Here is a 13,574-nt window from a genome sequence, read left to right on the forward strand (position 1 = left end):
CATGACTCAGAGCCGTGATTCCGACAGCAGTCGCAGTCAGAATAACAATCACAAGGATCATGAAGGCGAGGTTAAGATGTTACAAGTAGTTGCCTGTATTGATGGCTCTCAGGCCGCTCCTGCGGTATGCGATTACGCTGCCTGGGCCAGCAAGCACATGGAAACGCCCATGATGTTGCTGCATGTGCTGGACAAAGAGCGTTATCCGACCGAGCCGGATCTTGCCGGAAGCATTGGTCTTGGTAGCCGTGAACAGTTGCTTGAAGACCTTGCCGGCCTGGACCGGAAACGTGCCAAGCTGGCCCTTGAACACGGCCACTATATGCTGGATGAAGCAGAAAAGCGGGTCAGTGAAGCCGGAGTGAGCAACGTTGTTCAGCGCCAGCGCCACGGTGACCTGACCGAATCCCTGCTGGCACTGGAGAATCAGACCCGTTTGCTGGTTATGGGGCTGCATGGTGAGAGCAGCTCGGAACGAGAGAGTCACATCGGCAGTCAGCTCGAGACGGTCATTCGCAGTATGCACCGCCCGATTCTTCTGGTGCCGGACGAGTACACTCAGCCGCGCAGCGCCATGTTGGCCTTCGATGGCAGCGCCACGGCCTTCAAGGGTGTGGAATTGCTGGCTGGCAGCCCGGTCCTCAAGGGCATGCCGCTGCATCTGGTTATGATTGGCGCAGACACCAGTGACCGGTGGGAACAGCTCAAGAAGGCCGAGAACATGCTTTCGGGCCTGGAATCCGAGATCACTCTGGCGATACGGGCCGGCGATGTAGAGCCTGCATTACACGCCTACCAGGAAGAGCACGATATCGACATCCTGGTGATGGGCGCATATGGGCATTCTCGCATTCGCCAGTTCCTGGTGGGCAGTACCACAACCACCATGCTCAAGACTGCACAAAAACCGCTGGTCATTCTCAGGTAGAGATCAGATGCTGCCCATCCACGGCTGGTCAACCAGGATACTGTGGCAGGGTCTTCGGACCCTGATGCTCGTCAGTGTCCTTGCTGGCTGTGCAGCGGATATCAAACCCGTCCGGCATGGGCCTGCGATGACCCTAACGTCACCGCCGGACGCCTTTCTGCAGGCCCAGAGTCAGGCTCGTGAAAGCACCGGACTGCCCAGCGTAACATTGTTGAATACGGGGCAGGAGGCTTTCATGGCCAGGGCCGCGCTGATTGAAACCGCCAACCAGCGAATCGATGCCCAGTATTATATCTGGAACGACGACGCCTCGGGTCGGTATCTTGCCAGTCGGCTGGTCGCCGCGGCCGATCGCGGGGTTGTGGTTCGTCTGCTGCTGGATGATATTAATATCGCTGGCAAGGAGTCGTTGTTCGTTCTGCTAAATGCCCATCCCAATGTTCGCGTGCGTATCTTCAACCCCTCCAGATCCCGGGAAGGCTTTGGCCGCTGGCTGTCCTTCATCACAGACTTTGACCGAATTAACCGGCGAATGCACAACAAGACCTTTGTGGTCGACGGAGTGGTGGGTATTGCCGGTGGCCGAAATATCGGTGATGAGTACTTCGATCAGCACCCGAGCCTGAACTTCAAGGATCGTGATGTCATGGTGCTGGGGGCGCTGGCTGGTGATATGACTGACAACTTCGGCGCCTATTGGGACAGTCCCTGGACACTGCCTCTGGAGCAGCTCTACCAGCAATCGGATGTCACGGATTCCAGGCTTTACGAGCGGGTTCAAGGCGCCGCACAGGACCGGTTAAAGGCGCTGGTTCCGGAGGATCGGCAAGCGGCCAGAGCCTATCTGGCAAAGGTGTTCGCGGAAATGATTTCGGCGCCGGCTGAACTGGTGTTCGACGCGCCGCCGGAAGATCCTGAGGCTCCGGCAGTCGAACCCAAACGTACCGCTGAAGCACTGTACCGGCTGGTGGAAGAGGCGCAGTCCGAGGTTCTGATTGAGTCTGCTTATCTGATTCTCACGGACCAACAGCTGCAAGCCATAGGTGACATGGCTGACCGCACGCTGGATATTGCAGCCCTGACCAACTCCCTGGCGACCAACGATCTGGTCACCAACCATTCCGGTTACGCCCGTTGGCGTCCGGCCATGCTGGAGCAGGGCATCGAGCTGCACGAGTTGCGCCCGGATGCACCTGCCTGCCAGCACTGGGTGGCCGTCAGTGCGGCCTGTCAGGGCGGCGAGGTGAGCCTTCATTCCAAGGCGGTGGTGCTTGACCGGAAAACCCTGTTCGTGGGCTCGTTCAACGTCAACCTGCGATCCATCTATCTCAATGGTGAAACCGCTCTGGTGATTCAAAGCCCGGAACTGGCCTCGTCTGTCGCAGAGGATATCCGTTACGCCATGGAGCCTGAGAACAGCTGGCGGGTGGAACTCGACAGCGCACAGGGCCTGGTCTGGCATTCTGAGGACGGGAATACTGACCATGAGCCCGAGGTTGGTTTCTGGCGTCGTGCAATGTCCCGTATGTTGTCGTGGCTGCCGATTGAGAAGTATCTCTAGAAGTGCTTACCCGGTAGTTTTGGAAGAACCTTCAAATGTTCTGATTTGCGATACAAAATCGCTGAAACGGGTTCCCTGGATCAGAACGTGCTCTCTCAGGTGTCGTCCGGCTGCTTCCTCATCTCCGCTTTCGATAGCTTCGAAAATCTGGCGATGCTCTGAAATGGAGTTGGCAACCCGATTTCGTGCCTGCAGCTGCAGGCGGCGGTAAGGCTTCAATCGCTGCTTCAATTGCCTCGCTTCACTGGCCAGAAAGCTGTTGTGACTGGCCATGTAAATACAACCGTGAAATTCTTCATTTTCATAGTAGTACTCATCCGGGTCGGCCATGACATCGGGATCTTCGCAGCGCTGCAGAGCGGCTCGCAAGTCCTCAAGTTCGGCGGGCTGGATTCGTCTGGCGGCCAGCCGCCCGCACATTCCCTCCAGTTCCGCCATTACCTCGAACATTTCAATCAACTGATCAAAGCCAACTTTGGCGACGAACGTGCCTTTCTTGGGTTTTACCATGACAAGGCCACTGACTACGAGCTGCTGCACCGCCTCGCGAATGGGAGTTCTCGATACGTTGTATTCCCTGGCAAGCGCATCGTGGTCGAGTTTCTCACCAGGTAGCAGTCGACCGTTGATGATGTCTTCTTCAAGAGCATCTTTCAGTTTTTGTGCATTTGAGCGCTTCATTGTTACTTCCCATTCTGCGTGGGTGACCACGGATCTGGTCAGATTATAATCTATTTTTGTTGACAAGAATATATATCATGGCTATTGATGTATACATCAGATTACTCTGATCGATATTACAAAAACAATTTTGGAGACCGAATAATGAAAATGCCCTTCGCAAAGTTGGCCATAGCGGCCTCACTGTCTGTTTTTTTCTCCGGTATTGCCGCAGCTGACACAGTACTGCGCGTTTCCCACCAGTTTCCCGGAGGAAAGGGGGATGTCAGAGACGAGATGGTTCAGCTTATGGCCCGAGAAGTCGCTGCCGCTGATGTTGGTCTGGAGCTTCAGATTTATCCCGGTCAGTCACTGTTTAAAGCCAAGGAGCAGTGGGGCGCACTGGTTCGCGGCCGGGTAGATATGATTTCGCTGCCGCTAGACTACGCCAGTGGCCGTCATCCCGAATTTTCAGCAACCCTGATGCCGGGTCTGGTCCGCAACCATGAGCGCGCCGCTCGCCTGAACGATTCCGAGTTCATGGGAATGATCAAGAGCGTCATCAATGACGCGGGAGCCATGGTGCTTGCCGACGCCTGGCTGGCGGGTGGTTTTGCATCCAATACACAGTGCGTCACGTCGCCCGATACCGTGAAGGGACAGACCATGCGTGCAGCCGGCCCGGCCTTTGATGAAATGCTGGCAACGGCGGGCGCGTCTATCGCCTCCATGCCTTCCTCAGAAATCTACACCGCCATGCAGACAGGTGTTCTTGATGGCGCCAACACCTCCTCAGGTTCATTTGTTTCTTATCGCATCTATGAACAGGTTACCTGTCTGACCGCGCCGGGTGCGAATGCGCTCTGGTTTATGTATGAGCCGGTACTGATCTCCGAGCGCAGCTGGAACAGTCTGAATGAAGAGCAGCAGGCGGCCTTGACCGCCGCGGGTGAGAAAGCGGAAGCGTACTTTGCCAAAGAAGCGGCAGGTCTGGACCAGAAGATGGCAGACGTCTTTGCCGAGAATGGTGTCGAAGTGGTCAACATGTCTCACGAGAACTATGAAGCATGGCTGGCTATCGCCAAGGAAAGCTCTTACAAGACCTTCGCAGAAAATGTTCCTAACGGCCAAGCCCTGATCGACGCTGCACTGGCAGTCGAGTAACGCTTCAACATCTGGTTTCAATGTAAATCTTGCTCTGTCCGGCCTGTCTGCCGGGCAGGGTAAGCCCAACTTTTCCGGGTTCTCACTATGTCCCAGTCTTCCAGTTATCAAAGGCCTCCAGTCGGAGGCATTCTTGGCGGGTACATCCGGTTCATGGATGTTGTCTCGCTGGGCGCAGCCTTTTTGGCGGGCATTCTGCTTGCTCTTGGTGTTCTGTCAGTTGTTCACATGGTGTTTGTGCGTTATGTCATGGGTGAGAGCACTGTCTGGCAAACTGAGTTCACCACCTTTGCCATCGCTGCCTCCATGCTTCTGGCTGCGGCCTATGTACTTAAAACCGGCGGCCATGTTGCCGTAACGGTTCTACCTGACGCTCTGCACGGATTGCCCAAGCGGTTGATGAGATTGTCGGCTTCGCTGGTGGGCCTTGCCTTCTGTCTGGCACTGACCTTTGGCTGCTGGTACTACTTCTACGAAGCCTGGGCCTTCGAATGGACGACCGGGACAATCTGGAACCCGCCTCTGTGGGTGCCGGTTCTACCGGTTGCTGTGGGTGCCTCCCTGCTGTCGTTGCAGTATCTGGCCGAAATTCTGCGAGCGGAGCTATAACTATGGATCCGGTTACTAGCGGTATTCTTGTTGTTATCGTGTTGCTGGTTCTGATGGCCATCGGCACGCCTATTGCCTTCGCGCTGGGTGCGGTTTCTCTGGGCGCCTTGCTTCTGGACCAGGGCGTAGGGGAACTGGTCTATTTTGGCGAAACCTTTTTTGGTCATGTGGCGTCTTTTGGCTTCGTTGCGATACCCATGTTTATCCTGATGGGGGCGGCGGTTGCCTCGTCACCAACGGGCCGGGATCTTTACCGGTCTCTGGATCTGTGGATGGGCAAACTACCCGGCGGCCTTGCCATCTCTAACATTGCAGCTTGCTCCATTTTCGCCGCATTGTCTGGTTCCTCACCGGCAACCAGTGCTGCGATTGGAAAACTGGGTATCCCGGAAATGCGCAAGCGTGGTTATCCGGATGGTGTTGCCGCCGGCTGTATTGCCGCCGGCGGTACCCTTGGAATTCTGATTCCGCCCTCAGTCACCATGATCGTCTACGGAATCTCTACCGAGACGTCTATCGGCCGATTGTTCATTGCCGGTGCCATTCCGGGGCTGATGCTGGCGGTGCTGTTTATGATCTGGACCCTGATTGCCTGCAAGATGGCGGGTGGTTACAACACTCCTAATCCGGTGTTCCAGGCGGCAGCACAGATCAAAGAGAACGTTGAGGGCAATCTCAAAGCCCTGGTGCGTGTTCTGCCATTTCTGCTGGTTGTCATGGGCATTCTGTTTGCTCTGTACGGTGGTGTGGCTACGCCCTCTGAGGCGGCGGGCGTTGGTGCTTTCCTGTGCCTTGTGCTGGCGATTCTCGTGTACCGGATGTGGCAGGCCAAACCAATCGGCAACATCATGCGCGACGCGCTGCGTGAGAGTGTGATGATCATGCTGATCATTGCCACCGCAGAGATCTTTGCCTTTGCACTGTCGTCACTGTTTATCACTCAGACTGTGGCCGGTGCCATCGCCGACCTTGAGGTCAATCGCTGGGTTCTGATGGGGATCATCAACCTGTTCCTGCTGGTTGCCGGGTTCTTCTTGCCGCCGGTCGCGGTTATCGTGATGGCAGCTCCCATCCTTTTACCGATTATTCTCGCCGCCAATTTTGATCCCTATTGGTTCGCGGTCATTCTGACCATCAACCTGGAAATTGGCCTGATTACGCCGCCTGTTGGCCTGAACCTATTTATTATCAAAGGGATAGCGCCTGACATCGCGCTCCGGGATATCTTGCTTGGAAGTCTGCCTTATGCTTTATGCATGATCCTGGGGATCTTGCTGTTGTGTTTCTTCCCACAGATCGCCCTGTGGTTGCCGGACCTGATTATGGGAACCGGATCATGACGCCAGGACAGGAGATTTCGCTATGAACATGAGCTTTCTGCAAGAGCTGTTTAGCAGCATTACCCAGCGCGATGCCCTGCAGCGCAGGTTCGGACCTAAGAAGAGCAGCTACGATTCGGTGGATATGGTAGAGGCATGCCATGAGTTGCTGCACAGCGATGGTGAGGCGGCCAGCATTGTAATGGCGAGTCGAGCGCTTGAGATTTACCAGTCGCTCGGAGATGACGACAAGCGCGCTTTCTTCGATGTACTGGCGACGGATTTTGCCGCCGATCCGGACAAGATTGATGCTGCCTACAGGGTGTACAGCAAGGATCGCTCCAATCAGTATCTGGCGGCATTGTTCCGTGTCTGCGAGCCGTTGCGTCAGGAGCTTCTCAGGCGGCTTAATCTGGCACGGGGCGCCACCTATGAATTGGTGAGAATGCGTCAGGATTTTCTGGCGTTGATGAAGGGACACAAGGATTTTGACCCCATTAACGCAGATTTCATTCATCTGTTCGCCTCCTGGTTTAACCGGGGCTTTCTGGTGTTGCGACGCATTGACTGGACGACCCCAGCATCCATCCTGGAGAAAATCATCCGCTATGAGGCGGTGCACAAGATTCAGGGTTGGGATGATCTCCGGCGCCGATTGAATGATCGGGATCGTCGCTGTTTCGGCTTTTTTCACCCGGCCATTGGCGATGAGCCCCTGATCTTTGTGGAAGTGGCGCTGACCAAGGGGATCCCTGACAAGATCCAGCCCATCCTCGCGAACGACCACTACGATATCGACGATCCCCATCTGGCGGATTCAGCAGCATTTTTCGGTATCAGTAACTGTCAGGTGGGGCTTCGGGGCATTTCGTTTGGCAATTTCCTGATCAAACAGGTGGTGCAGGAACTCAAGCAGGAACTGCCCAATCTCAAGAACTTCGTCACCCTGTCGCCCTTGCCGATGTTCCGTAATTGGCTGGAGCAGACCTATCACCCCGATTCAGGCCTCCTGACACCGGAAGCGCAACAGGTTCTGAGTCACCTGGATAATCCGGAGTGGACGAACCACCCGGAACTGTCGGAGCGCCTGAACCAGGTCATTCGCCCACTGGCGGCTCGCTATCTGTTGAAGGAAAAAAACAGTGCCGGCCTTCCGATGAATCCGGTGGCACGTTTTCATCTGGGAAATGGCGCCGAACTGCATCGTATCAACTGGCTGGGTGACGTGTCGGAGAAGGGCATGGAGCAGTCAGCGGGCCTGATGGTTAATTACCTGTATGTGCTCGAGAACATTGAGAGAAACAATGAAAAATACACCACAAACGGTGAAGTCGTTTGTTCCCCGAGCGTGCGTGAACTGAGCAAACAGGGTCGGAAACTGCTTCAAGGAGAATCTGAAAAATGAATCACAACCTATTTCATACCTTTGCAACCAAGATGCAGGAGCGGGGCACGGCGAATTTCATCACCACGCCGGAAGGTAAGACCTATACATACGCTGATGCCCTGGCCAGGACCGGGCGCATTGCCGGCGCCCTTCAAGAGCTGGGTGTCCAGCCAGGCGACCGGGTTGCGGTTCAGGTGGATAAAAGCCCCGAAGCAATTCTTCTTTATCTGGCAACCTTGCGAATCGGCGCGGTGTATCTGCCTCTGAATACCGGATACACCGCCGATGAAATCGGCTATTTCCTGGGTGATGCTGAGCCGGCGCTGTTTGTCTGTCAGCCGGTGGCGCTGGAGGCAGCAAAAGCCATTGCCGCCGAGACCAACTGTCCCTGTGTAAAAACGCTCGGCACCAACGCAGACGGATCCCTGATGGATGCCGTGGAAAAGGCAGCCGCGTATGACGGTATAGAGCAGCGTGCCGAGGACGATCTGGCTGCGATTCTATACACCTCGGGAACCACGGGCCGCTCCAAAGGCGCCATGCTGACGCATAAGAATCTTGGTTCAAACAGTAAGAGTCTGGCCGAGGCCTGGCGCTTTACCGAGAAAGACCGGCTGATCCATGCCTTGCCCATTTTCCACACTCACGGCTTGTTCGTTGCCTGTAATGTGATTCTTGTTACGGGCGCGAGCCTGTACTTCATGTCCAGGTTCGACGTGGATGCCATTATTGCGGCCATGCCTGAAGGAACGTCTCTTATGGGCGTACCGACCTTTTACACGCGCCTGCTGCAGGATGACCGTCTGACTCCGGAACTGACGGCCAACATGCGTTTGTTTACCTCGGGGTCGGCGCCGCTCACTGCAGAAACCCATCAACAGTTCGAACAGCGAACAGGGCATGCCATTCTGGAACGCTATGGCATGACCGAAACCAATATGAATACGTCCAACCCCTATGACGGTGATCGAATTGCCGGCACTGTCGGGTTGCCGCTGCCGGGCGTTGAAATTCGCGTTACCAATCCGGAAGCCGGCGATCATCAGCCGTTGCCCCAGGGTGAGATTGGCATGCTGGAAGTTCGGGGCCCGAATGTGTTCAAGGGCTATTGGCGCATGCCGGAGAAGACCAAAGCGGAACTCCTGGAGGACGGCTTCTTTGTTACCGGCGACCTGGCATTGGTAGACGAGCGTGGCTATGTCCAGATTGTGGGACGTGACAAGGATCTGGTGATCTCGGGGGGCTTCAACGTCTATCCGAAAGAAGTGGAACAGGTCATCGACGCCATGCCGGAAGTCATGGAATCTGCCGTCATTGGTGTATCTCATCCGGATTTTGGCGAAGGCGTGACGGCGGTGGTGGTCCTGCTGCCGGGGCAAAAGCTGGAAGAGGCCGATGTGGTCAAGGCGCTGGCAGGACACCTGGCGAAATTCAAGCAGCCCAAGCGCGTCTTCTTCGTTGATGCTTTGCCCCGCAACACCATGGGCAAGGTTCAGAAGAAGCAGTTGCGGGACCAATACAAAGACATTTACCAGAACGCCTGATCCAGGCCGGCGCAGGAGACGCAAACATGACAAGAAGCTTTCGTATCGGCCAGATCGTTCCGAGCTCAAATACCACCATGGAGACAGAGATTCCGGCAATGCTGCGGGCTCGTGAGGCGGTGGAGCCTGAGCGTTTTACGTTCCATTCCAGCAGAATGCGGATGAAAAAAGTCACCAGGGAAGAGCTGGCGGCCATGGATGATGAGTCGGATCGTTGCGCCCTTGAGTTGTCCGATGCGGCTGTCGACGTGATGGGGTACGCGTGCCTGGTGGCCATTATGAGCCGGGGGGCTGGGTATCACCGTGAGTCTCAGTCCCGCCTGCATGGTGTCACCGTGGAGAACGGCCACCCGACACCCGTTGTCAGCAGTGCTGGCGCTCTTACCGAGGGCCTTGGCGTCCTCGGAGCCAGGCGCGTGGCAATCATTACGCCCTACATGAAGCCCCTGACTCAAATGGTCATTGAGTACATTGAGGCAGAAGGTATTCAGGTGGTCGACAGCATTGCTCTGGAGATTCCCGATAATCTGGAGGTAGGCCGTCGGGATCCGCTGGCGTTGACCGAGATCGTGAAACGCCTGGATATCACCGAAGCCGATGCGGTGGTTCTCTCTGCCTGCGTGCAGATGCCATCACTGGCATCCATTCAGCAGGTTGAGGACTCGCTGGGATTACCGGTGGTGTCGGCGGCAACCTGCACCACGTATCAGATCCTGAAGCAACTGAAGCTCAGACCTCGGGTGCCGAACGCCGGGAGGCTTCTGAACGGCAGCTACGGCTGATAGTGGGCGGCGGGCTTATCATGCAGTTTGAGGTTTTTCCTGATTCTTTGGTTTTGCTTAAATGAACTAAGCTTGAAGAGAGACGAAGGACAAAGCCTCAACGCTGTTACCTGCAGGGAGCATGAATTTTGACCACGCCTATTGAAAAATATCTGAATGTGTTGGCAAAAAATGATGGTTCGGACTTGTATCTGAGTACCGGAGCGCCGCCTTGTGCAAAGTTCCAGGGAACTCTGAAGCCGCTATCCCGGGAGGCACTCAAGCCCGGTGAAGTAGCTGCTATCGCCAACAGCATCATGGACGACGAGCAGCGTGAGGTTTTTAACACCGAACTGGAGATGAACCTCGCCATTTCACTGCCGGGTATTGGTCGGTTCCGGATCAATATTTTTAAACAGCGAAACGATGTTGCGATTGTTGCCCGGAATATCAACACCGATATACCCAAGTTCGAGGATCTTGGATTGCCCCCGGTTTTGAAAGAACTGGTCATGAGCAAACGCGGCCTCGTGCTCTTTGTGGGTGGGACCGGCTCAGGTAAATCCACATCGCTGGCGGCGCTGATTGACTACCGAAACAGCAATGTTGGTGGCCATATCATCACCATCGAAGATCCCGTTGAGTTTGTTCACAAGCACAAGAAATCCATTGTGAACCAGCGCGAAGTGGGCGTGGATACCCGCAGTTTCAAAAATGCCCTGAAGAACACCCTGCGTCAGGCTCCGGATGTAATCCTCATTGGCGAAATTCGTGACCGGGAGACCATGGAGCACGCGCTGGAGTTTTCTGAAACCGGTCACCTGGCGATTTCGACGCTTCATGCGAACAACGCTAATCAGGCGCTCGAACGCATCATTAATCTGTTTCCGGATGAGAAGCGACCGGCCTTGCTCATGAGCCTGGCCCAGAATATCCGTGGTTTCGTTTCCCAGCGTCTGGTGCCAACGGCCGATGGCAAGCGCTGTGCTGCCGTCGAGGTGCTGCTGGGTACGAAAACCGTGCAGGAAATGATACTCAAGAATCGGCTGCCAGAGATCAAAGAGATCATGGAGAAGTCTGAGAATCTGGGTATGCAGACGTTTGATGCGGCGCTGTTTAAACTTCATGAGGCCGGTCGGGTGAAGCTGGAGGATGCTATCGCCAACGCTGACTCTCCCAACAACTTGAGGCTGCGAATCAAGCTTTCCAATGGCGAAAGAGAGCCTGTAGCAGAGGAAAAACCAGTAGCCAGCAAGCCCTCCCTATCGATGAACGAGCTGACCCTGGAAGACATTGCGGAAGATGACGAAGACGATCAGGGAGATGTCTTCAGGCCTGGTCCGTGAATCTGTGACGGGCCGGGATTGCTTGTCTGGAATCGCCTGGTGAAACCACCAGATCAGGCATCGTTGCCAGCAGCCACACCCGAGGCCCAGGCCCACTGAAAGTTGTGGCCGCCAAGGTGCCCGGTCACATCCACCACTTCGCCAATAAAATACAGGTTGGGTCGTTCCAGCACTGCCATGGTTCTGGAGGAGAGCTGGCGGGTGTCTACGCCACCGAGGGTGACTTCCGCTGTGCGGTAGCCTTCAGTGCCAGAGGGTTTGATTGACCAGCGACCCAGAACATCGGCTACCTGATCAATATCGCTGTTCTTGTAGCCCTGCAGGGGGCCTGTCCAGCCCTGAAGTTCATTGAATGCCTGGGCAAATCGTTTCGGCAGGTGCTGGGCCAGGTAGTTCGCAACGGTGGACTGAGGGCGGGTTTTTCGCAGGTTCAGGAGATCGTCCTTGATGCGGCACGCAGGCAGCAGATTGACGGCCAGCCGGTCACCGGGTGTCCAGAAACTTGAGATCTGGAGCATGGCCGGGCCGCTGAGTCCGCGATGAGTGACTAACATGGGTTCCCGGAAATGTTGGTTATGGCATTGCACGTCAACCGGGCAACTGACGCCTGACAGAGGGGCTAGCTGTTCTTTCAGCTCAGGCTGCAGGGTAAAGGGCACCAGACCTGCCCGGGTGGGCAGTATCTCCAGGCCGAACTGCTCGGCCACCTGGTAACCAAATGCGCTGGCGCCCATGGTTGGAATCGACAATCCGCCGGTGGCGATCACCAGGGATTCGCAGGTCAGATCGCCGGTTCCGGTCTGCAGGCGGTAACCCGGGCCGGTTTCGGTGATGCGCTTAACCTCTGTTTTCATTCGTATTTCTGCACAGGCCCATTCACATTCGGTGAGCAGCATGTTGAGGATCTCCTTTGCGCTGTCCTTGCAGAACAGCTGACCGGGTGCTTTCTCCTCGTGCTCAATACCATGGCGATCCACCAGCTCGAGAAAATCCTGGGGAGTGTATCGCTTCAGTGCGGAAATGCAGTATTGGGGGTTGTCTGACAGGAAATTGGCGGGTGTGCTGTTCAGGTTGGTGAAGTTACAGCGCCCGCCGCCGGACATAAGGATTTTTTTGCCCGGTTTGTTGGCATGATCCAGCACCAGCACGCGGCGGCCCCGGTATGCAGCGGTTGCTGCACACATCAGGCCTGCGGCGCCGGCACCGAGGATGATTACGTCGTAGTGTGATGTTGAACCTGCTGCCATGCTGCCCGCCAATCGGATGAAAACGGCGGGCAGTATATCAGTCTCAGGGCAGGGAGACGGAGCCTTCCATGTAGAATGCAACCTGGCCGGCGATGTCCACCCTGTTACCTTTCAGTTCGCAGCGCAGTACGCCACCCCGGGCGGAAATCTGGCGGGCGTCCAGCCGGTTTTTGCCCAGCTGTTGCGCCCAGTAGGGCACCAGCACGCTATGGATGGAGCCGGTGACCGGATCTTCGTCAATACCGGCTCCGGGGGCGAAGTAACGACTGACAAAATCGCAGTCATCACCGGGCGCCGTTATGATCAGCCCCTGGCTGCCCAGCTGTGTGAGTTTCCGGAGATCCGGCTGCGCGGCCCTAACGGCGGCTTCATCGTCCAGAATAATCATGTAATTGGTGTCGTTCGGAACATAGAAAGCCGTTTCTGGCGCCGTCTCCAGAGCTTCCCGAATCAATGTCGGGGTTGGCTGTTCTTCAAACGCCAGATTCGGGAAATCCATGATCAGCCAGCCGTCGGCTTGCCTGACCGAAAGAGGGCCACTTTTGGAGTGAAAACGGATCTCGTTGTTATCCCAGCCAAGCTTGTTGAAGATCACCCAGGCGCTGGCCAGGGTGGCGTGGCCGCACAGCGGTACTTCAACGCCGGGTGTGAACCAGCGGATGTGAAAGTCGGCGTCTGCGCGGTCCGCAAGCGGCACGAGAAAGGCCGTCTCAGAGAGATTGTTTTCCATTGCAAGGGAGAGCATGACGGTATCCGGCAACCACTGCTCCAGCGGCATCACCGCCGCCGGGTTGCCAGCAAACATAGTTCGGGTGAAGGCGTCGACCTGATAGATGGGGTAAGCCATTAATTGTTCTCCTGATGAGTTTCTGGGCCGGATCTGGCAGCGTTTTCCGATTCTGTTGGAATTGTAGAGTTTGGACTGACTGGCGTAACAGATTCAGATATTCTTTTTTGAACCGGTACAGGGTAGGGGAAATCGTATCTGTACCGGTTATATTCTGGGGTACCTGTACTGCACGGATCAGTCTGTGCTCTGTTGCAATAG

The 13,574-nt window shown here is 55.8% G+C and carries 12 protein-coding genes; 9 read left to right on the forward strand and 3 right to left on the reverse strand.

Annotated features, from left to right (window positions below):
- The first annotated feature begins 1 nt into the window (after position 1).
- Positions 2–928 (forward strand): universal stress protein, encoded by a 927-nt coding sequence (locus tag KO499_RS10910; RefSeq protein WP_215983768.1) that lies wholly within the window; start codon positions 2–4, stop codon positions 926–928.
- 7 nt (positions 929–935) lie between these two features.
- Complete coding sequence (locus KO499_RS10915; RefSeq protein WP_215983769.1) at positions 936–2,489, forward strand: phospholipase D family protein; 1,554 nt, start codon at positions 936–938, stop codon at positions 2,487–2,489.
- Positions 2,490–2,495: 6 nt separating this feature from the next.
- Here KO499_RS10915 and KO499_RS10920 read toward each other — a convergent pair whose 3' ends face one another.
- Positions 2,496–3,170: a GntR family transcriptional regulator gene (locus KO499_RS10920; protein WP_215983770.1), complete on the reverse strand. Its 675-nt coding sequence runs from the start codon at positions 3,168–3,170 to the stop codon at positions 2,496–2,498.
- Between the two features lie 144 nt (positions 3,171–3,314).
- On the opposite strand from KO499_RS10920, the gene dctP reads away from it, so the two are divergent.
- From dctP to KO499_RS10955, 7 genes are all read left to right on the forward strand, one after another.
- Positions 3,315–4,313 carry a TRAP transporter substrate-binding protein DctP gene (gene dctP / locus KO499_RS10925; protein WP_215983771.1) on the forward strand — a complete coding sequence of 333 codons (999 nt, stop codon included), beginning with the start codon at positions 3,315–3,317 and terminating at the stop codon, positions 4,311–4,313.
- An 87-nt stretch (positions 4,314–4,400) separates the two neighbouring features.
- Complete coding sequence (locus tag KO499_RS10930; protein WP_228339875.1) at positions 4,401–4,922, forward strand: TRAP transporter small permease subunit; 522 nt, start codon at positions 4,401–4,403, stop codon at positions 4,920–4,922.
- Between the two features lie 2 nt (positions 4,923–4,924).
- A complete protein-coding gene (locus tag KO499_RS10935) occupies positions 4,925–6,262 on the forward strand; it encodes a TRAP transporter large permease (protein ID WP_215983772.1) in 1,338 nt (445 codons plus the stop codon).
- Between the two features lie 22 nt (positions 6,263–6,284).
- Positions 6,285–7,646, forward strand: a complete 1,362-nt coding sequence (locus KO499_RS10940; RefSeq protein ID WP_215983773.1) for a malonyl-CoA decarboxylase — start codon at positions 6,285–6,287, stop codon at positions 7,644–7,646.
- Positions 7,643–9,172, forward strand: a complete 1,530-nt coding sequence (locus tag KO499_RS10945) for a malonate--CoA ligase (protein ID WP_215983774.1) — start codon at positions 7,643–7,645, stop codon at positions 9,170–9,172. Before KO499_RS10940 ends, KO499_RS10945 begins: the two co-directional genes overlap by 4 nt.
- Before the next feature lie 26 nt (positions 9,173–9,198).
- Positions 9,199–9,954, forward strand: a complete 756-nt coding sequence (locus tag KO499_RS10950; RefSeq protein WP_323133339.1) for an Asp/Glu racemase — start codon at positions 9,199–9,201, stop codon at positions 9,952–9,954.
- A gap of 128 nt (positions 9,955–10,082) precedes the next feature.
- Entirely contained in the window at positions 10,083–11,279 is a 1,197-nt protein-coding gene (locus tag KO499_RS10955; RefSeq protein WP_228339876.1) for a PilT/PilU family type 4a pilus ATPase, read from the forward strand.
- 53 nt (positions 11,280–11,332) lie between these two features.
- On the opposite strand, the gene KO499_RS10960 is transcribed toward KO499_RS10955, so the two are convergent.
- Both KO499_RS10960 and KO499_RS10965 read right to left on the reverse strand, forming a co-directional pair.
- On the reverse strand, positions 11,333–12,526 hold the full coding sequence (locus KO499_RS10960; protein ID WP_215983775.1) for an NAD(P)/FAD-dependent oxidoreductase: 1,194 nt from the start codon (positions 12,524–12,526) through the stop codon (positions 11,333–11,335).
- A gap of 43 nt (positions 12,527–12,569) precedes the next feature.
- A complete protein-coding gene (locus tag KO499_RS10965) occupies positions 12,570–13,373 on the reverse strand; it encodes a PhzF family phenazine biosynthesis protein (protein ID WP_215983776.1) in 804 nt (267 codons plus the stop codon).
- Between the last annotated feature and the right edge of the window lie 201 nt (positions 13,374–13,574).

Source organism: Marinobacter sp. F3R08 (genome assembly GCF_018860425.1).
In the GTDB taxonomy this organism is placed as follows: Bacteria; Pseudomonadota; Gammaproteobacteria; order Pseudomonadales; family Oleiphilaceae; genus Marinobacter.

Bases quoted from the DNA above. Each gene is read 5' to 3' on its own strand.
- KO499_RS10910 (WP_215983768.1), top strand. From the start codon at position 2: ATGACTCAGAGCCGTGATTCCGACAGCAGTCGCAGTCAGAATAACAAT.
- KO499_RS10915 (WP_215983769.1), top strand. From the start codon at position 936: ATGCTGCCCATCCACGGCTGGTCAACCAGGATACTGTGGCAGGGTCTT.
- KO499_RS10920 (WP_215983770.1), bottom strand. From the start codon at position 3,170: ATGAAGCGCTCAAATGCACAAAAACTGAAAGATGCTCTTGAAGAAGAC.
- dctP (WP_215983771.1), top strand. From the start codon at position 3,315: ATGAAAATGCCCTTCGCAAAGTTGGCCATAGCGGCCTCACTGTCTGTT.
- KO499_RS10930 (WP_228339875.1), top strand. From the start codon at position 4,401: ATGTCCCAGTCTTCCAGTTATCAAAGGCCTCCAGTCGGAGGCATTCTT.
- KO499_RS10935 (WP_215983772.1), top strand. From the start codon at position 4,925: ATGGATCCGGTTACTAGCGGTATTCTTGTTGTTATCGTGTTGCTGGTT.
- KO499_RS10940 (WP_215983773.1), top strand. From the start codon at position 6,285: ATGAACATGAGCTTTCTGCAAGAGCTGTTTAGCAGCATTACCCAGCGC.
- KO499_RS10945 (WP_215983774.1), top strand. From the start codon at position 7,643: ATGAATCACAACCTATTTCATACCTTTGCAACCAAGATGCAGGAGCGG.
- KO499_RS10950 (WP_323133339.1), top strand. From the start codon at position 9,199: ATGACAAGAAGCTTTCGTATCGGCCAGATCGTTCCGAGCTCAAATACC.
- KO499_RS10960 (WP_215983775.1), bottom strand. From the start codon at position 12,526: ATGGCAGCAGGTTCAACATCACACTACGACGTAATCATCCTCGGTGCC.
- KO499_RS10965 (WP_215983776.1), bottom strand. From the start codon at position 13,373: ATGGCTTACCCCATCTATCAGGTCGACGCCTTCACCCGAACTATGTTT.